The organism is Shinella sp. GW835-FHT14H05 (assembly GCF_058793575.1).
This window is the reverse complement of the sequence record NZ_JBXAFY010000008.1, coordinates 1-17,166: the sequence shown is the minus strand read 5'-3', so window position 1 is coordinate 17,166 and position 17,166 is coordinate 1. Positions and strand designations below refer to the sequence as shown.

Sequence of the window (17,166 nt, the reverse complement as noted above, 5' to 3'; positions counted from 1 at the left end):
CTTTTCCGCACGGGAGGACGAATGACCACGATTGCTTTCATCGGCTTCGGCGAGGCAGCACAATCCATCGCCGGCGGCCTCAACAACCGCAACGCGGCGCGGCTTGCCGCCTACGACCTGCGCTTCCGAGACCCGACAACCTCGGCTGGCCTGCGCGGTATCGCATCCGAAAGGGGCGTGCAGCCGCTCGACGACATTGCGGATATCGCTTCAGCGGATGTCGTGCTGTCGCTCGTGGTCGGCGCGGCGACCAAGGCCGTTGCAGCCTCGGCCGCTCCCTATCTTTCGGCAAACGCGATCTTCATCGATCTCAACTCCGTGGGTCCCGATACCAAGGCGCTCGCCGCAAAGGAAATCGAGACCGGCAAGGGCAGCTTCGTCGAAGGTGCCGTGATGGCTCGGGTGCCACCCTATGCGGAAAAGGTGCCAATCCTGGTAGCCGGAAAGCGGGCGGGTGAGGCGGCCGAGCGGCTGAATGCGCTCGGGATGAATCTCGAGGCCGTCGGCGACACGCCCGGCCAGGCCTCCTCGCTGAAGATGATCCGCTCGGTGATGATCAAGGGTGTCGAAGCGCTGCTGATCGAGGCGCTGTCGTCGGCGGAGCGGGCTGGCGTCACCGAACGCATCCTCGATTCCGTTGGGGAAACCTTTCCGGGGCTCGACTGGCGGCAGATCGCGGACTACTACCTGTCGCGAACCTTCGAACACGGCGCGCGTCGCGTGACCGAAATGACAGAAGCGGCCGAAACCGTCGAGTTGTTCGGGCTGAAGGCTTCCATGTCGCGGGCCGCCTGCGAGACGATCGCCAGCGCCCACGCGGCGATGAAGGATCAGGGCCTTGCCGTGACGGACGGATATCGCGGTTTCGTGCCCGTGCTGGCACGCCGCCTGGCAAAGGACCTCTGACATGGATGGTATTATCCAGTCGCTCGGCGTCATCTTCTCCTTTTCGGGCCTGGCGGTCCTCATTATCGGTGCACTGCTTGGCATCGTCATCGGCGCGCTTCCGGGCCTCGGCCCATCGATCGGGTTGAGCCTGCTCATTCCCTTCACCTACAATCTCGGCCCCGAGCTCAGCATGCTGATGATGATCTCGCTCTATACCTCGGCCGAGTATGGCGGTTCGATCAGCGCGATCCTGCTCTCGACGCCCGGTACGGCCGCCGCCGCAGCCACCGCCATCGACGGCTACGCCATGGCCCGTAAAGGCAAGGCGAACGAGGCGATCTCGATTTCGCTCACCGCATCGACCGTCGGCGGCGTCTTCGGTGGCCTGGCCCTGCTGCTGCTGGCCATGCCGCTGGCCTCGCTCGCCCTCAAATTCGGCCCAGCGGGATATTTTGCCGTCGGCATTTTCGGGCTCACGTCTGTCGCGGCACTTTCCGGCGGCTCGCTGGTCAAGGGGCTTGTCTGCGCGGCCTTCGGTCTCGCACTCGCGACGATCGGCATCGACCCCATTGCCGGCACGCCGCGCTTCACCTTCGGCCTGTTCGAGCTTTATGAAGGCGTGCCGTTCCTTGCCGCTCTTATCGGCCTTTTCGCTGTGTCGGAAGCGCTGGTGATGATCGAGAACCGTGTGGCGGCCGCACCTGTCATCAAGGACAAGGTCGGCCATGTCTTCATGTCCGGCGCGCTGTGGAAGGAAACCTGGCGCTCCATGCTGTCTGGTTCGGTCATCGGCACGCTGCTCGGCATCCTGCCCGGCGTTGGAGGCAATATCGCCTGTTGGGTCGCCCGCGATTATGCGCGGGCCCGCGATCGCCGTCCCGAAGAATTCGGCCATGGCTCTGCAAACGGCATCGCCGCGCCCGAAGCCTCCAACAACGCGACCGTCGGCGGGGCGCTCGTTCCGCTTCTCGCACTTGGCGTGCCGGGCTCGCCGACGACCGCCATCATGGTTGGCGCGCTCATCATGCATGGCCTACATCCCGGCCCGCAGCTCTTCACCGAAGCGCCCTCGCTGGTCTATGCGATCCTCTTCGGCACGATTATCGCGTCGCTCGTGCAATATGCCGCGGGCTCGCTGTTCCTGCCGCTGATGGCGCGGGTGATGCGCCTGCCGGATGCGGTGATCGCGGTCGGCATCATGGCCTTTGCCGTGCTCGGCGCCTTCGCCATCCGCAACCTGATGTTCGACGTCTACCTGATGCTTGGTTTCGGCGTCGTCGGGTATCTCATGAAGAAGCTGCGCTTCCCCGTCGCGCCCATCATTCTCGCAATGGTGCTCGGCTATCTCGTGGAATCCAACTACCGCACAGCGCTGGTTTCCTCGCAGGGCGACTACATGATTTTCATCACCGATCCGGTCAGCCTGTTGTTCCTCGTCCTCAGCCTCGTCAGCCTGCTGACGCCGCTATGGCGGCGGCTCCAGAAGCGCCGCGTGCGGCAGGTCGATGTCGACGAAACGGCGAACGGCACTGCCCGCTGATCAAAAGTTCAACAGGAGGAGAAGGCATATGACCATCAATAGAAGAACGTTCGGCACGCGCGTGGCGGGGGCAGCCCTGGGACTGGCGCTCGCCCTTTCAAGCGTCGCTTTGCCGGCCCCGGCCATGGCGGCCGGTTTTCCGGAAAAGTCCGTGACACTCGTGGTCTGGGCGGGTGCCGGGGGAGCGCTCGATACCTATGGCCGCAAGCTCGCCGAGCTTCTGGAAAAGGAATCCGGCTGGAGCGTCAAGGTCGACAACCGGCCGGGCGGCAGCGGTGCGGTCGGCGTTTCGCAGATCATGACCCAGCCGGCGGACGGCTACAACATCCTCGTCTTCACGGGAACGCTGACTTTCGGAATCGCCCAGGGCCTCATTCCCTTCGAGCTCAAGGACTTCCGCATGCTGCGTGCCATGCAGTCGGAGCCATCCTCGCTGGCGGTATTGTCCGACAGCCAGTTCAAGACCGTCGACGACTTCGTGAAATACATGAAGGAAAACCCGAGCGGGCAGAAGGTCGGCGGCCATGCGCCCGGCGGCTTCCACCAGTATATGCTCTACCAGCTAATGAAGTCGGGCGGCTTTGAGAGCGGCTGGATCCCGCATGACGCCTCCGGCAAGGTGACACTTGCGTTGCTCGGCAAACATATTGACGCCGCGATGATGACGCCATCGACCGGCCTTGCCCAGGTCAAGAATGGAGAGATCAAACTGCTCGGCGTTTCCACCGACAAGCGTAGCGAATTCCTGCCCGATACGCCGACCTTCAAGGAGCAGGGCTACGACATCGAAGGCGCGGTCTGGCGCGGGATCGCCGTGAAGGCTGGAACGCCCGACGATGTGGTCGAATCGATCCAGGCGGCGGTCGATAAGGTCACTGCCTCGGCAGACTGGAAGAAGTTCCAGACCGAGCAGTTCCAGGACAGCCCAGACTGGAAGGAAGAGGAATTCACCAAGCGGGCTGAAAGCGACCTCACCAACCAGCTCGAATTCCTGAAAGCGAACGGATACGCCCAATGACGAACCAGGCTTCGGCTGTTCCGGGCTCCCACCTCTCCCCCGCGCCGGGGGGAGAGGCCACCCGCAAGCACTTCTGGCAGAACCTCGTTGCGGCCTGCATTTCCATCGCGTGGAATGCGAGCTTCCTCTTCATGAGCCTCGCTCTGCCTGCCGGCCATTCGCGCGGCGATGTTGGGCCGGGGTCATTGCCGATGCAGGTCTCCGTCTTCGGCCTCATCGTCTCGGCGGTCTATCTGGTGCAGGTCCTGCGCGGCATCGACCTCGGTGGTTCAAGCGACAGGATCGACGTGCCGCGTGTTGCCGGCCTGCTCGGCCTCTTCGTTGCCGTGGCGCTCAGCGCGAACTGGATAGGCCTTGCGCTCTGCCTCGGTATTGGCACGGGCGTGGCGACGCTGCTCTTTCCCGGGGAAAGGCCGTTCGTGCGCGCGATCGCGACGGGTGTCGGCTTCTGGGCGATTGCCTATGGGCTGTTCGGCAAGCTGCTCGAACTGCCGCTTCCCTGAACTTGAATAGAGATCGATAGGAGTGACGGACATGACGCCGGATGGCATCGCGTGCATGATGATGAGGGGTGGCACGTCGAAGGGGGCCTATTTCCTCGCCGACGACCTGCCTTCAGACCCCGCGGAACGCGACCGGCTTCTGCTGCGCATCATGGGTTCGCCCGATCCGCGCCAGATCGACGGCATCGGCGGCGCGGACCCGCTGACCAGCAAGGTGGCGGTCGTGCGGGCCTCGACGCGGCCGGATTTCGACGTCGACTACCTGTTCCTCCAGGTCTTCGTCGACCAGGCGCTCGTCAGCGACAACCAGAATTGCGGTAACATCCTCGCCGGCATCGGCGCGTTTGCAATTGAACGCGGGCTCGTCAGGGCCCAAGAGGGTGAGACCGTCATCCGCATATTCATGGAGAACACTGCACAATCCGCCGTCGCGCGAATCCGCACCGAGAACGGCCGGCCGGTCTATGCCGGCGAGGCACGCATCGATGGCGTTCCGGGATCGGCGGCGCCCGTCTACCTCGCCTTCACCGATGCTGCGGGTTCAAGTTGTGGCGCATTGCTGCCGACCGGTTCGGCCGCGACCGTGATCGACGGCGTGACCTGCACGCTGATCGACAATGGCATGCCCGTTGTCGTCATGCGCGCCTCGGATTTCGGACTGACGGGTTATGAAAGCCGCGAGGAGTTGGAAGCGAACGAAACGGTCAAGGCGCGCGTCGAGCGCATCCGGCTTGCAGCCGGTCCATTGATGAACCTCGGTGACGTCGCGAAAAAATCCGTGCCCAAGATGACGCTCGTTGCCCCGCCGACCAGCGGTGGCGCCATCATGACCCGCAGCTTCATTCCCCACCGCGTGCATGCCTCCATCGGTGTTTTCGGTGCGCTGAGTGTGGCGACGGCCTGCATGTTTTCTGAAAGCCCGGCAGCCTCCATGGCGGTGCTTCCGGAAGGCGAAGTTAAGACCGTCGCCGTCGAGCATCCAACGGGCCAGATGGACATCCTGCTGCGGCTCGACAAGGATGCACCGGGCGGGCTCGGTGAATGCTCGTTCCTGCGTACCGCCCGCAAGCTGTTGGATGGGCAAGTCTTTTTAAAGTGAGGTCACCAGATGTGGATCCGCACCGCGACGTCGGATTTTGCGTCAGAGAAAAGCTGTGGTTCCGGGGTCGTTCTCCTTCAACGTCAGCAGTTCTCGACTTCGCATTTTCGAATGCCCTTCTAGGCAGCGTGGGAAATCTCTTCTGTCACGACTTCGAAGCGGGAGAGAATTGCCGGCCCGAAGGCGGTTGTCAGCGCCACATCGGTGGCGTCCCGGCCGGTTGCCATCAATATACGGCCGATGCGGGGCGTGTTGTGCCGCGCATCGACGGTATGCCAGTGCCCTCCGAGATAGACTTCGAACCAAGCGCTGAAATCCATCGGGTTTGGGTCTATCGGCACGCCGATGTCGCCGAGATAACCCGTGCAATAGCGGGCCGGAATGTTCATGCACTGGCAAAGCGTGATCGCGAGATGGGCGAAGTCGCGGCAGACGCCTGTCTGGTCGGCATATCCGCCGGAGGCAGTCCTCAACGGATCCGCCTTCTGGTAATCGAAGGCGATATGGTTGTGGACGAAATCTAATATGGCCTGTACCCGCGGCCAGCCGAGCGGAGTGGCTGAAAACGTCTCCCAGGCGAAATCCGCCAGATGGTCGGTATCGCAATAGCGGCTGCCGAGCAGGTAGACCAGAACGTCGTCCGGCAAGTCCTTGATGTCATGCTGGAAGGCATTTTCCGGCACGGGATCGGGCTGTCCACTGTCATAGATTTCGAACCTCGTGGAGATCGTGGTCAGCCCCGGCGGCGCAACGATCCGGCTACACGCATTGCCGAAGCCATCGATGTAATCCCATGTCTCGATCGGCCGATCGAAACTCAGCACCTGTTCCGTGAGAAGATCCGGGCGGCGTGATGGGTGGATGTTGAGGACCAGCAGCATCGGCGTCGCCTGCTTGCATTCATAGCCGACGTGAAACCCAGCACGTATTTTCATGTTCGCGTCCTTTGGAGGAGGAAGTTTTGCCAACGAGGCTGTCGAGTGCAACGCCCGGAAAACGCGGGAGTTCCACTCATCCATTGTGTTTGGCATCCTGATCGTCGGTCGTAACATTAACCTGCACGGACATATTCTCGAAGTCGGAGGCTCTGCCGTCGTAGCTGCCCCAAAGGGGGATGGCCTGTCTGGGATCGCGCGCAACGCCGACGCGGATGAGGTCGCGGTTGCCGACGATGCCGTTGGTCGGATCGAACTCCACCCAACCCGCGCCGGGCAGATACACCTGGCACCAGGCATGAGTTGATCCCCCGCCGAGCGTCGTTGAGCCGTCACGATCGGGAACGTAGATGTAACCGGTGACGAAGCGTGCTGCGAGGCCGAGCGATCTCGCCGCTTCCATCATCAGCAGCGCGAAATCCCGGCAGGTGCCGCGCCGAAGTTTTAGCGTCTCGAGCGGCGCCTGCGTTCCGTGCGCCATGCGCCGGGCATAGGCAAAGCCCTCATGGATCGCGTAACACATCGTCATCAACAGATGGCCGGTTTCAGTGGGCTGTCCGATCTTCACAAACTGCTGTGCCCATCTGGCGATCTCACCATCGGGATCGGGGTAATGGCGCTTGATTGTACTTTCCAGATCTGGCGCCTCTTCCGCGTCATAGACAAAAGGATAGGTCAGGGCCCTCTCGTCGATCTGCAGATCCATCGCCGCCTGCGGCGTGTGCTCAAGGCGAATGATCGTTTCGAAGCGGAGGTTACGTGAGGTTTGGGAAAAACCGACGAGCGCGACGCAATTGCCGAAAACATCGAGAATCCAACGGATACGATCCGGTTGCGGTTCCACAGAAAGGCGAGAATTCAGGAGTGTCTGATCGAAACTATCCCTCGGTCGAAACAGCAGTCGATGTTCACCAAACGCCACGCGCCTCTTATACTGATACGTGGTGACATGCCGGACAGAAAATATGGTCATACAATCACCAATTGTGGCGGCGCCACCTCGAAACCGATTGCAGTTTAATAGAGGTCGATCCAAAGACGATACGTAGCAGACTCTGGTGGTCGAAGCTTCAATTGTCCGGTCGCTTTCGCTTCGAAGCGAAATCCACACCCGAGCGAATTGAGAGTTAGGCAGAACGCGTCGTGAATTTGCAGCGGGCAATTGATTGGAACTTCTACTCGGAAACGGCGTTCGTCTCCCCAATCAAATGGAGTTCCATCATGAACCGAATTATCTACATTGTCGGCCTCGTCGTCATCGTCCTTGTCGTGCTGTCTTTCCTCGGTTTCAGGTGACACCATGGGCGACGAACGCGACAGGCGCATCAAGGCGCGTGCCTTTGAAATCTGGCAGCAGGAGGGGTCGCTAGATGGGCGCTCTCTAGGCCATTGGCTTCAGGCCGAAAAAGACGTCGATGACGCGGAGCGTTCTGTCGATGGAGCCAGTCCTTCAACGAATCCTAGCCTTCGCACTTTGAACGGTAAAGCCTAGCGGCGACGATTTTCGTTCCGCGCTGCTTTCACCGCTCGAAATCGGGGTCGGCTAGGTGTGGTGGTATTTCGGTTGTTTCGCCTGCGGCCAACCGAAATAATTCGATATAGCGCGCCCGTTCTTCATTGATCGCTTCCACAATCATTTGCACGGGGTCCTTTTGACCGCGTGCGAGGTGTCGAGCTGCAATGTTCCAGGCCGCGCGTTCAATGCTAGAAATCTGCTCTTCGGCATTGCCAGATATTTCCACGCCCTCCTCCTATACGTTCGGCTGTGTAACCTGACTAAATAAGCTTGCGCGAAATTGACCTCAACTTATGCGGATTACGAGTGGGAAGTTTGAAGGTGATCCACAAATAGGAAACGAGCGCCCGAGGCAGATAGGGCGCTCGCTTGTTTGGCCGTGCGTTAAGACCCTTTGATCTGAGCATAATAGCTGGCACTGCAACTTGTTCCGCCGCGTCTGACTATCGAAGAGATATCTTCTCCGCGGACCTACGCTTCATGGACGCCGTGGGGAATGACCTCCATAACGAGCCGCACAGTGATGAGCGGCACGTGGTTTTCGTCCTGAAGTTCTACCGCAAGGCAATCGAGCTTGCCCCGAGGGAGTCCGTCAACCGCGATTTCCGCCAGGAGTAATTTGGCCTCGCTCTCCGCTTCGTCCAGCCCGGAAAATTCGAAACTTCGATCCGGCTGAAACACGTCTTCCTGATCCTGGATCTTGAAGTAGAATTTGGCCATCGGTCCCTCCATGCTACCTCAGCGGATAGACAATGACGAATCCGTCGCAACGTTCCCCCTGATCGCTGCGAAAAGAGCCGACGCAAGTGTGCCGGCGACGTGCGTGATGGAGCGCGGCTGCGGGGACGACCGCCCAAGATGGAATCGGTGACCACAGTCTGTACGCTCAGGCGCTTTTGAAGAACCTCGAAACGCTAGGCCTCGCCGACTGCTGAAATGATGACTATGCGTCCGCGCCTGTGGTCGGAAAGACGAATGATCGCATGTTCAGCCGAGGCTTCCGGGTAACCCGTGCGTTGTAATAAGATGTTGCGCCCTCTTGTGTCGATGAATTGTCGAGAGAATCTCGCGAGGAGTAAGGGTCTCACGTTGTAGGTTCATATCCCTTCAAGGGCTTAGTCGAGCAACTGTCGAGGGTCGCCGTGTGATCGATAAGCCGACATCGCCGCTTACCCGAAATTTGCGTGTAATCCACTTCTAATGGCTTCGGTCATGAATTTGACGAACGCTGACAGTTTTGGTGGCGGGGTCTTGCTTCGGGGCCACAGCAGCCGGAAGGCGCGTGTCCGTTTCTGGGAGCCGGGAAGCACCTCCTGAAGAACACCGGTACGGATTCGGGCTGCTACCGCGAAGTCCGGAAGCCACGCGATCCCATGTCCCGCTTCGGCAAACCGGATCAATGGCTCAAGCGACGTTGCCGCCAGAGTCACCGGCAGCACCATCCCCTCCGGAACGATGGGATCCCAGCCTCCGAGCTTGCCGGTGTCGTAGAAGCGGTGGTGCAGGAGACGGTGATTGATGAGATCCGAAGCTATGCGCGGCTCTCCAAATCGCGCGATGTAGCTTTGGGCGGCCACCAAAAGGTTCGAAAACTCACCGAGCTTCACATGCATGAGACGACTATCGGAGACTTCGCCGGATCGGATCACCGCATCGAAACCGTCATCGATCACATCGACCATGCGATCGTTGAAATCAAGATCAAGCTCGATCTCCGGATATTTTTCCGCAAATGCGCCCAGCAGCGGTGTCAGAAGATCGAGAGAAAAGGGAACAGCCACGCGAAGTCTTCCGCGTGGCGCTGCGGTCGTGTGTGCAAGTTCGGCTTCGGCAGCCTCCATTTGCGACAGGATGTGACGGCAACGATCGAAGAACATCTCGCCTTCCGCGGTCAATCTGATCGCGCGCGTCGAACGGTGGAAGAGCCGAACGCCAAGCTGCTCCTCCAGCTTGGCAATGGTCTTTCCGATTGCCGAAGAGGACAGTCCAAACTGCTGGCCTGCTAGCTTGAAGCTGCGCAATTCTGCGGCCTGAACGAAGGCTGACATCGCACTCACGCTTTCCATTCTGATCTTCATGGCATCCAGTTTGTCCGCAATGTTCGGAAATGCGGCTTGTTTATCGGTCTTATCGACTTCGGTAGTCAAGGGACATGCCGTCGCCATCGTTACCGCCGCGACGAAAGACACTGCCACCGGAGACGTTTTCGATGTCGCATTCGCACTTGTTTGAACTCCTTACGTTTCTGCACGGGCCGCCGATGCAAAATCGCTTCATGCTTGCACCGCTCACCAATCAGCAAAGCGAACACGACGGTACCGCGACCGAGTTCGATTTGGACTGGATCCGGCAAGTCGCCCGGTCCGGCTACGGGCTGGTGCATACCGGGGCGGCCTATGTCGAGGGGTGTGGCATCGCCTACGAGCGGCAGCTCGGCATCCAAGACGATGCAGAACTATGGGGCCTGACACAGATGGCGTCCGCGATCCGCGAGGGCGGCGGATTGTCGTCGGTGCAGCTTCACCATGCCGGTCATCGCGCCAATCCACGGCTCGGAGGTATTCCGTCGCCGGCATCTGGCCGGACGCTGCCCGGGATTTCGGCGTTGACCACGGAGGCAGTAGAGCGGATCCGCGACAGCTTCATCGCGGCTGCCAAACGGGCCCAGCTTGCCAGGTTCGACGGTGTTGCGCCGCATGGCGCATTCGGGTGGATCCTGTCGGAGTTCCTGTCGCCGCTGATGAACGACCGAAAGGACAAATACGGTGGCAGCATCGAAAACCGAGCCCGGCTGACGATAGAGATCATCGAGGGTATCCGGCGTGCCTGCGGACCGGATTTCCAGATCGGCTGGCGCCTTTCGGTCGAACGCTATGGCCTTCTGCTGGAGGAACTTCGCGAGATCGTTTGGGAAATCCTCGACCGGGAACTGATCGACTATCTCGATCTCGCGCTGTGGGATTCTGCCCAGATCGTCGGGACGGGAACGTTTCGCGGAAAACGCATGCTTAGCGTCTTCACCGAAATCCCCCGTCGGGGTGTCCGCGTCGGCACGGCTGGAAAGATCATGAGCGCCCGGCGCAGCGCAGAACTGCTCGAGGAAGGGTGCGATTTCGTGTTGATCGGCCGCGCCGGCATCCTCGAGCGCGATTTCCCGCTCCTCGTCAAAGCCAACCCGCTGCACGAGGGCCCAAAACTGCCGGTAACCGCGCAGTTTCTGCGCGACGGTGGTCTGAGCGAGCGCTTCATCAACCACATGCGCGGATGGGAAAGCTTTGTCCGGCCGGGCAGCCCGTGACATCAGCCGCTTAGGGCTCGAGCAGCTCCCCCTTCAAAATCAGCAACCAACAAGCTTTTCAGAACGTCCCACTCATCGTGGGCGAAAGGAGAATGTCATGAATGCCTCAGAAGAAAACCTGCCGGCAGGTTACGTGCCACCGAAGGTCTGGTCTCAGAAACAGACTTATGGCGGCGTCTTCGGCACCAGCAACCGGCCGGTGTCCGGCGCCAGGTACGAAAAGGCACTGCCCGTTGGCGAGCAACCTTTGCAGCTCTATTCGCAGGGCACGCCCAACGGCCAGAAGATCACGATCATGCTCGAGGAGCTATTGGCTGCCGGGCATACCGGCGCCGAATACGATGCCTGGCTGATCGATATCTTCGAGGGCGACCAGTTTGGAAGCGGGTTCACGGCCATCAATCCCAATTCCAAGATTCCGGCACTTGTCGATCGGTCGACGGAGCCGGCCACTCCTGTCTTCGAGAGCGGCTCGATTCTCGTTTATCTCGCGGAGAAATTCGGCGCCTTCCTACCGACCGAGCATCGCGCCCGCACAGAGGCGTTCAACTGGTTGATGTGGCAGGTGGGAACGGCGCCCTTTGTGGGCGGTGGCCTCGGCCACTTCTATGCCTATGCGCCGTTCAAGATCGAATACGCGATCGACCGCTACGCGATTGAGGTCAAGCGTCAGTTACATGTGCTGGACACGCACCTGGCGCGCCACGAATTTTTGGCCGGCGATCAGTACACGATCGCCGACATCGCCGTCTGGCCCTGGCAACCGGGCAGTCTTTATGGCGTCTACAACACTCATGAGTTCCTGAACGTCGAGGAATACAGGCATCTTTTGCGCTGGTACCGCGCGATTGCTGCCCGGCCTGCCGTGGCGCGGGGGAGGATCGTCAATCGTACGTCCGGAGGGGCCAGCGAATTCCTGCGGGAACGCCACAGCGCTGCCGATCTCGACGCCCTGTTCCGATAGCGCAGGCCATTTCACGCTGAACTGCAGATATCTCCCATTCAATCAAAGCGCGGGCAATCCCGCCTGCGCGAAGTCTTATCCATGGAGTGAATATGAAGCTGTATTACGCCACCGGTTCCTGTGGGCTTGCCCCGCAGATTGCCCTGCGGGAAGCCGGGCAGACATTCGATCTCGTCAAGGTCGACTTCAAGACGAAGACGACCATCGAGGGAAACTATTTTGAGGTCACGCCGAAGGGTTTTGTGCCGGCGCTCAAGCTGGATGACGGCGAGGTGATCACCGAAGGTGCTGTCGTCCTACAATGGATCGCCGATCACAATCCCGATCGCGGGCTCCTGCCGGCGCATGGATCCGCTGAGCGCTATCGAGCCCTGGAATGGCTGAGTTACATCGCGACCGACATGCACAAGGGCTATGCGAACCTGTTCTACCCCCATCTGGACGACGCCTCGAAGTTGAGGTTCATCGAAGGAAATCTCGCGACCCGCTTCGCCTATCTGGACGATCACTTGTCCCGCAACGACTATCTGCTGGAGAGTGGTTTCTCGGTTGCCGACGCTTATCTCTTCAACATCCTGACCTGGTCGCACCGCGTGAACGTCGATCTTTCGGCCTATCCCGCGATCCGGCGCTTCATGGCGCGCATGGGCGAGCGCCCGACGGTACGGGCATCGCTCGAGGCCGAGGGGGTAATGCTCGGCTGACCACAGATCGCATTCACATCCTCGACTACAGGTCACAGCACTGGCGATGGCCGACCAAAAAGGAAATCTCAAATGGACTGGAATGAAAATCGCACGAACCTTCTGGCAAATGTCGGCGAGTTGCAAAAACTGTCACCCGACATTGTGAGAGGCTACCTCACTATATCCGGCGCAGGCCGCAAGACCGAGCAGATGGATGAGAAGACGCGTCAACTCATCTCCCTTGCCGTCGCCGTCACCACGCGCTGCGACGGATGCATCGCAATCCACAGCGCCGAAGCGCTCAAGTCTGGCGCCACCCGCGAGGAACTGGCCGAGGCGTTGAGTGTGGCGGTCGCGATGAATGCGGGTGCGGCACTGGTCTATTCGACCCGTGCGCTTGAAGCCTTCGGAGCGGCCGAACACGGCTGAGGCGGTCGACATCAAGTTGCGAGCAGCTTGCGGGCCTCGATATCAACTGTTCCGCTATGACAGGACTGCCCTGAGCCGTGGAGTGGCAAAATCTAGAAAAGTCCTGAGCTTCAGCGGCATCAGGCCTTGCGACAGATGTACGAGTTGTACCGGCGACGGATCCAACTCGAAGTCTTCAAGGACGGGCGCCAGCAAGCCCGCCTCTACGGCACGTCGTGCCTGATAGGCTATGACACGGGTGATACCAAGACCGGCAGAGGCGGCATCCACCGCCGCCTCTGCCGTGTTGACGGAAAGGCGTGACCGGATAGGCGTGGATATCTCCTGCCGCCCGTCACGGAATGTCCAGAACCGGTTTGACAGCAGTCCTTCGAAGGAGATGCAGTCCAAGTTCGCTAGATCGCGCGGGTGGGTGGGGCCAGGATTGCGCCTCAGATAATCCGGATTGGCATAAACAGTCGTGCGGATCGAGCCGAGGCGAGTGGCGATCAGGCTGCTATCTGCCAGATGGCCGATCCGAAGCGCCACATCGATCTGCTCGTCGGCGAGGCTGACCGACCTGTCGCTCATCGTCAGGCGGATATTGATGTCGGGAAACGCCTTTAGGAAATCCGTGACGACGGGCAGCACATGCAGGCGGCCGAAGACGATCGGCGCCGTTATCGTCAAGTCCCCGCGTGGGGCAATATATTCACCCGATGCTCGGCGTTCGGCCTCCTCGACGCGCCCAAGGATTTCGCGGGCGGCTCCCACATAACTTTCTCCTGCCTCGGTCAAAAGGATCTTGCGGCTGGTGCGTGTGATCAGGCGAACCCCGAGATGGGCCTCAAGCTCGGAAATCTTGCGGCTGACGGTCGGGAGCGGCGAATGCAGCGCACGAGACGCAGCCGAGAGACTGCCGGCCTCGACCACGGCGATGAACACGGACATGGCGTCGAGACGATCCATCGATCATTCCAGAATTCGAGAGGATACCTTTTCAGATATCAATCTACTACAGAAATTCGGATGCCAATAGTTTCCTTGCTGTCATCGACGCTTTTGTTCAGCACTTCAAAGGAGCCTTCCATGAAACTCTACAATTTCCCACTTTCCGGTCATGCGCATCGCGCTCTCCTGTTCCTGTCGCTTCTTGGCGTCAAGGCAGACATCGTTGACGTGGATCTCGCAAATGGTGCTCATAAGGCGCCGGATTTCCTGAAGCTCAATCCGTTCGGTCAGGTTCCGGTCCTTGACGATGACGGTGTCATCGTCGCCGATTCCAATGCCATCCTCGTTTATCTGGCCACCAAGCTCGGCCGGAAAGACTGGCTGCCCGATGATCTCCAGTCTGTCGCGGCTATCCAGAAGTGGCTCTCCGTCGCTGCTGGCGAGATCGCTTACGGTCCCGCCGCGGCTCGCCTGATCACGGTGTTCAAAGCCGACTTTCGCGCCGACGAGGTGATTGCCCGCGCTCACCACATTCTGGGTCTCGTCAACGCCGAACTCGGACGGCATCGGTTCATCGTCGGCGACCGACCGACTATCGCCGATGTCGCACTCTACAGCTACATCGTCGGCGCGCCGGAGGGGAATGTCGATCTGACGCCGCACCCGGAAGTCCGCCATTGGCTTGCCCGTATCGAAGCACTGCCGGGCTTTGTGCCTTTCCCCAAGACGGCAATCGGTCTCGCGGCCTGACGGTGTGGGCGCGGCCGGCCCGTTCCGGCCGCATCCTCTTTGGAGAAGGAGGCGTTATGTTTCAAAAATCGGATTTGTCGGAGGCCACTCCAGCCCCTTCTCCCTGGCACGAGGGTGAGCTTGAATTGCAGCGCCACGCTGGCGTTGCCGAGCAAATGGATAGGGTCGGGCGCAAATTCGTGCGGCATTTCTTGCTCGAACAACATCGCGAGTTCTTTCCGCTCATCTCATTCATTGCCATCGGAGCCGTCGATCACCAGGGCGTTCCCTGGGCGACGATCCGTTGTGGCGAGCCGGGTTTTCTGCATTCTCCCGATCCGCAGACCTTGGAGATCAATGCAATCCGCGATCCCGGCGATCCGGCGGAAAAGGGTATGGATGACGGTGATCCTGTCGGGTTGCTTGGCGTCGATCTTATCACGCGACGCCGCAACCGAATGAACGGTAGGATCGTCCGCAGCGGAAATGATAGGTTTTCGGTCGCTGTCGACGACAGCTACGGGAACTGCCCGCGCTATATCCAGAACCGGCATTTCCGGTTCGTCAGAGATCCGGCCGAGATGTCGTCGTCAGCGTCCCTCGTTTCGGACCGGTTGGAAGACCGTGCGCGGCAAATCATAACGGCGGCCGATACGTTCTTCGTGGCCTCCTATACGGACCGCGAAGGCGAGGGCCGGCAGGTCGACGTCTCCCATCGCGGCGGCCGGCAGGGCTTCGTGCGCATCGACGCGGACGGCGGGCTTACCATTCCGGATTTCAACGGCAACCTGTTCTTCAACACGCTCGGCAATTTCCTCGTCAATCCGCGCGCTGGCCTGCTGTTCATCGATCATGAGACAGGCGATACGCTGCAGATTGCTGGCCGAACCGAGGTCATTCTGGATAGTCCGGAAATTGCGGCCTTTGAGGGTGCCGAACGGCTCTGGCGGGTCATCCCCGAACAAGTGGTGTTGCGGCCAGATGCGCTGCCCTTGCGGTGGACATTTGCGGAAGACGGAATGTCGCCAAGCATCCTGATGACCGGCAACTGGCAGGAGGCGGAGGCGCGCCTTCAGGCGGCCGCCAAGGCGAAGATATGGCGGCGGTCCGCATCGAGCAGATCGTTGCCGAAAGCGCAACAATCCGCTCCCTGCATCTGGCCCCGGTGGATGGCGAGGCGCTGATCCCGTATCTGGCGGGGCAGCATTTGCCGATCCGGATCGCCGATGGCGGCGAATTCATCCGTCGTAGCTACACACTGTCGAGTGCGCCCTCTGATGGTTATTACCGATTGGGCGTCAAGCGCGAGGGCAGGGCGTCCTCACTCCTGCATGCTATGCGGGAGGGAGACGAGATTGAGGCCCTGGCGCCGGCCGGTGCCTTCACCATCGATGCGATGGAACGCAGTCGACCGGCCGTGTTGTTGGCTGCAGGCATTGGCATTACGCCGCTGCTGTCTATGCTGCGCCACGTCGTTCGTGAGGGTGACAGGACGCGCCATCGCCGCCCGGTTTGGCTGTTCAGATCATCGCGCACGCTTGACGAGAGGGCTTTTGATGCCGAGATTGCCGAACTGGTCGAGCGCGGGCAGGGCTCCGTCCAAGATGTCCGGGTCCTGAGTGGTCCCGCATCTGCCGACGTGGGGAGGTATGACGCCGCAGGCCGCATCGACATGGAGTTGCTGAAGGCGCATCTGCCGTTTGGTGACTACGATTTCTATCTCTGCGGGCCTGCTTCCTTCATGCAGGCGATCTATGACGGTTTGCGGCGACTGAACATTGCCGATGGCAGGATCCACGCCGAAGCCTTCGGGCCATCCGGCCTGAAGCGTGAGGCAGAACCAGGTCCGCGCGCCGCTCCCGCCGTACCCGCGGCCACAGAGCCTGTCCGGGTGATCTTCGCTCAATCGGGGAAGGAGGCTCGCTGGAAGCCGGATGGCGGGACCCTGTTGGAACTTGCCGAGCTGAGAGGATTGACCCCGCCTTTCGGGTGCCGGGCTGGTAACTGTGGGGATTGCAGGACGAAGATCTTAAAAGGCCAAGTCAGTTATCAATCGAACCCTGCCTACGCTGTCACGGACGACGAAGCCTTGATCTGTTGCTCGGTCCCGGCGGCCGGCGGCGACCTACATGTCAATCTCTGATCTTGTCCATGTCTTTAAGCCGACGAAATCTCGACGCGTTACTCCTTCCTATTCATGGGGCGTCGGTTCAGATTTCTTCGAGAGCTTAGTTTGCCTGAGATGGTCTGGAGTCGCGAAAGGATGGCCGCTCGTGCCGCGTGTGAACTTCAAGACGGATTTCACGTCAATCTCGGCGCATTCACCGTTGCCCGACAGGACTTCCCTTCGCTTTCGCTGATCAAAATGGCTGAATAGCCCCGAGTTTTGTAGACACCCTTGGGTTAGATTTTCTGCTGCCTTTCGAACTCAACGGGCGACAGCATTCCGTTTCTGACGTGCTTGCGTTTCGGGTTTTAGAACATCTCGATGTAATCGAACACATCCTGGCGCGCTTCATCGCGTGAACGGTAAAGCCTGCGACGTATCCTTTCTCGCTTCAGAAGATTGAAGAAGCTCTCGGCCACCGCATTGTCGTGGCAGTTGCCGCGTCGGCTCATCGAGTGAACCAG

General features: G+C 60.2%; 19 protein-coding genes and 1 pseudogene. 13 read left to right on the top strand and 7 right to left on the bottom strand.

All coding sequences use genetic code 11. From position 1 onward, the window contains the following. The first annotated feature begins 21 nt into the window (after positions 1 to 21). The 5 genes from AC1Q6Z_RS22300 to AC1Q6Z_RS22280 are packed head-to-tail and all read left to right on the top strand — an operon-like array spanning position 22 to position 5,048. Entirely contained in the window at positions 22 to 906 is an 885-nt protein-coding gene (locus AC1Q6Z_RS22300; RefSeq protein WP_256115381.1) for an NAD(P)-dependent oxidoreductase, read from the top strand. A gap of 1 nt (position 907) precedes the next feature. Beyond that, entirely contained in the window at positions 908 to 2,428 is a 1,521-nt protein-coding gene (locus AC1Q6Z_RS22295) for a tripartite tricarboxylate transporter permease (RefSeq protein ID WP_256115380.1), read from the top strand. 28 nt (positions 2,429 to 2,456) lie between these two features. After that, positions 2,457 to 3,446, top strand: coding sequence for a tripartite tricarboxylate transporter substrate binding protein (locus AC1Q6Z_RS22290; RefSeq protein ID WP_492649316.1), 990 nt, complete (start codon positions 2,457 to 2,459; stop codon positions 3,444 to 3,446). Next, positions 3,443 to 3,949 carry a tripartite tricarboxylate transporter TctB family protein gene (locus tag AC1Q6Z_RS22285; RefSeq protein ID WP_256115378.1) on the top strand — a complete coding sequence of 169 codons (507 nt, stop codon included), beginning with the start codon at positions 3,443 to 3,445 and terminating at the stop codon, positions 3,947 to 3,949. Before AC1Q6Z_RS22290 ends, AC1Q6Z_RS22285 begins: the two co-directional genes overlap by 4 nt. A gap of 31 nt (positions 3,950 to 3,980) precedes the next feature. Beyond that, a complete protein-coding gene (locus tag AC1Q6Z_RS22280) occupies positions 3,981 to 5,048 on the top strand; it encodes a 4-oxalomesaconate tautomerase (RefSeq protein ID WP_492649315.1) in 1,068 nt (355 codons plus the stop codon). Between the two features lie 119 nt (positions 5,049 to 5,167). On the opposite strand, the gene AC1Q6Z_RS22275 is transcribed toward AC1Q6Z_RS22280, so the two are convergent. Next, positions 5,168 to 5,983 carry a transglutaminase-like domain-containing protein gene (locus AC1Q6Z_RS22275; protein WP_492649314.1) on the bottom strand — a complete coding sequence of 272 codons (816 nt, stop codon included), beginning with the start codon at positions 5,981 to 5,983 and terminating at the stop codon, positions 5,168 to 5,170. Between the two features lie 76 nt (positions 5,984 to 6,059). After that, complete coding sequence (locus AC1Q6Z_RS22270) at positions 6,060 to 6,956, bottom strand: transglutaminase family protein (protein ID WP_492649313.1); 897 nt, start codon at positions 6,954 to 6,956, stop codon at positions 6,060 to 6,062. Positions 6,957 to 7,283: 327 nt separating this feature from the next. On the opposite strand from AC1Q6Z_RS22270, the gene AC1Q6Z_RS22265 reads away from it, so the two are divergent. After that, positions 7,284 to 7,475, top strand: coding sequence for a DUF2934 domain-containing protein (locus tag AC1Q6Z_RS22265; protein ID WP_369431621.1), 192 nt, complete (start codon positions 7,284 to 7,286; stop codon positions 7,473 to 7,475). A 28-nt stretch (positions 7,476 to 7,503) separates the two neighbouring features. Here the strand turns inward: AC1Q6Z_RS22265 and AC1Q6Z_RS22260 are convergent, their stop codons facing one another. The 3 genes from AC1Q6Z_RS22260 to AC1Q6Z_RS22250 all read right to left on the bottom strand — a co-directional run bounded on the left by AC1Q6Z_RS22260 (position 7,504) and on the right by AC1Q6Z_RS22250 (position 9,646). Next, positions 7,504 to 7,725 (bottom strand): hypothetical protein, encoded by a 222-nt coding sequence (locus tag AC1Q6Z_RS22260; protein WP_256115373.1) that lies wholly within the window; start codon positions 7,723 to 7,725, stop codon positions 7,504 to 7,506. A 245-nt stretch (positions 7,726 to 7,970) separates the two neighbouring features. Next, the gene (locus AC1Q6Z_RS22255) at positions 7,971 to 8,219 is read right to left on the bottom strand and encodes a DUF6894 family protein (protein ID WP_256115372.1); all 249 of its coding nucleotides are present in this window, start codon (positions 8,217 to 8,219) and stop codon (positions 7,971 to 7,973) included. Between the two features lie 449 nt (positions 8,220 to 8,668). Then, entirely contained in the window at positions 8,669 to 9,646 is a 978-nt protein-coding gene (locus tag AC1Q6Z_RS22250) for a LysR family transcriptional regulator (RefSeq protein WP_492649312.1), read from the bottom strand. A gap of 62 nt (positions 9,647 to 9,708) precedes the next feature. Between AC1Q6Z_RS22250 and AC1Q6Z_RS22245 the strand changes: the two genes are divergently transcribed. The 4 genes from AC1Q6Z_RS22245 (at position 9,709) to AC1Q6Z_RS22230 (ending at position 12,876) form a co-directional block, all read left to right on the top strand. After that, positions 9,709 to 10,797, top strand: coding sequence for an NADH:flavin oxidoreductase (locus tag AC1Q6Z_RS22245; RefSeq protein WP_492649311.1), 1,089 nt, complete (start codon positions 9,709 to 9,711; stop codon positions 10,795 to 10,797). Positions 10,798 to 10,894: 97 nt separating this feature from the next. After that, positions 10,895 to 11,761: a glutathione-dependent disulfide-bond oxidoreductase gene (gene yghU, locus AC1Q6Z_RS22240; protein ID WP_492649310.1), complete on the top strand. Its 867-nt coding sequence runs from the start codon at positions 10,895 to 10,897 to the stop codon at positions 11,759 to 11,761. A gap of 92 nt (positions 11,762 to 11,853) precedes the next feature. Beyond that, positions 11,854 to 12,465: a glutathione transferase GstA gene (gene gstA, locus AC1Q6Z_RS22235; RefSeq protein WP_492649309.1), complete on the top strand. Its 612-nt coding sequence runs from the start codon at positions 11,854 to 11,856 to the stop codon at positions 12,463 to 12,465. Between the two features lie 72 nt (positions 12,466 to 12,537). Beyond that, positions 12,538 to 12,876: a carboxymuconolactone decarboxylase family protein gene (locus tag AC1Q6Z_RS22230; RefSeq protein ID WP_256115366.1), complete on the top strand. Its 339-nt coding sequence runs from the start codon at positions 12,538 to 12,540 to the stop codon at positions 12,874 to 12,876. Positions 12,877 to 12,930: 54 nt separating this feature from the next. On the opposite strand, the gene AC1Q6Z_RS22225 is transcribed toward AC1Q6Z_RS22230, so the two are convergent. Continuing rightward, positions 12,931 to 13,824 carry a LysR family transcriptional regulator gene (locus tag AC1Q6Z_RS22225; RefSeq protein WP_492649308.1) on the bottom strand — a complete coding sequence of 298 codons (894 nt, stop codon included), beginning with the start codon at positions 13,822 to 13,824 and terminating at the stop codon, positions 12,931 to 12,933. A 120-nt stretch (positions 13,825 to 13,944) separates the two neighbouring features. On the opposite strand from AC1Q6Z_RS22225, the gene AC1Q6Z_RS22220 reads away from it, so the two are divergent. From AC1Q6Z_RS22220 to AC1Q6Z_RS22210, 3 genes are read left to right on the top strand one after another with little or no spacing between them, the layout of a single operon-like run. Next, positions 13,945 to 14,556 carry a glutathione S-transferase family protein gene (locus AC1Q6Z_RS22220; RefSeq protein ID WP_492649307.1) on the top strand — a complete coding sequence of 204 codons (612 nt, stop codon included), beginning with the start codon at positions 13,945 to 13,947 and terminating at the stop codon, positions 14,554 to 14,556. 56 nt (positions 14,557 to 14,612) lie between these two features. Then, positions 14,613 to 15,719 (top strand): flavin-nucleotide-binding protein, encoded by a 1,107-nt coding sequence (locus AC1Q6Z_RS22215; protein ID WP_492649306.1) that lies wholly within the window; start codon positions 14,613 to 14,615, stop codon positions 15,717 to 15,719. Beyond that, the gene (locus tag AC1Q6Z_RS22210; protein ID WP_492649305.1) at positions 15,632 to 16,678 is read left to right on the top strand and encodes a 2Fe-2S iron-sulfur cluster-binding protein; all 1,047 of its coding nucleotides are present in this window, start codon (positions 15,632 to 15,634) and stop codon (positions 16,676 to 16,678) included. Before AC1Q6Z_RS22215 ends, AC1Q6Z_RS22210 begins: the two co-directional genes overlap by 88 nt. A 260-nt stretch (positions 16,679 to 16,938) precedes the next feature. Here the strand turns inward: AC1Q6Z_RS22210 and AC1Q6Z_RS22205 are convergent. Next, positions 16,939 to 17,166: pseudogene (locus AC1Q6Z_RS22205) on the bottom strand (IS3 family transposase); the annotation flags it as partial.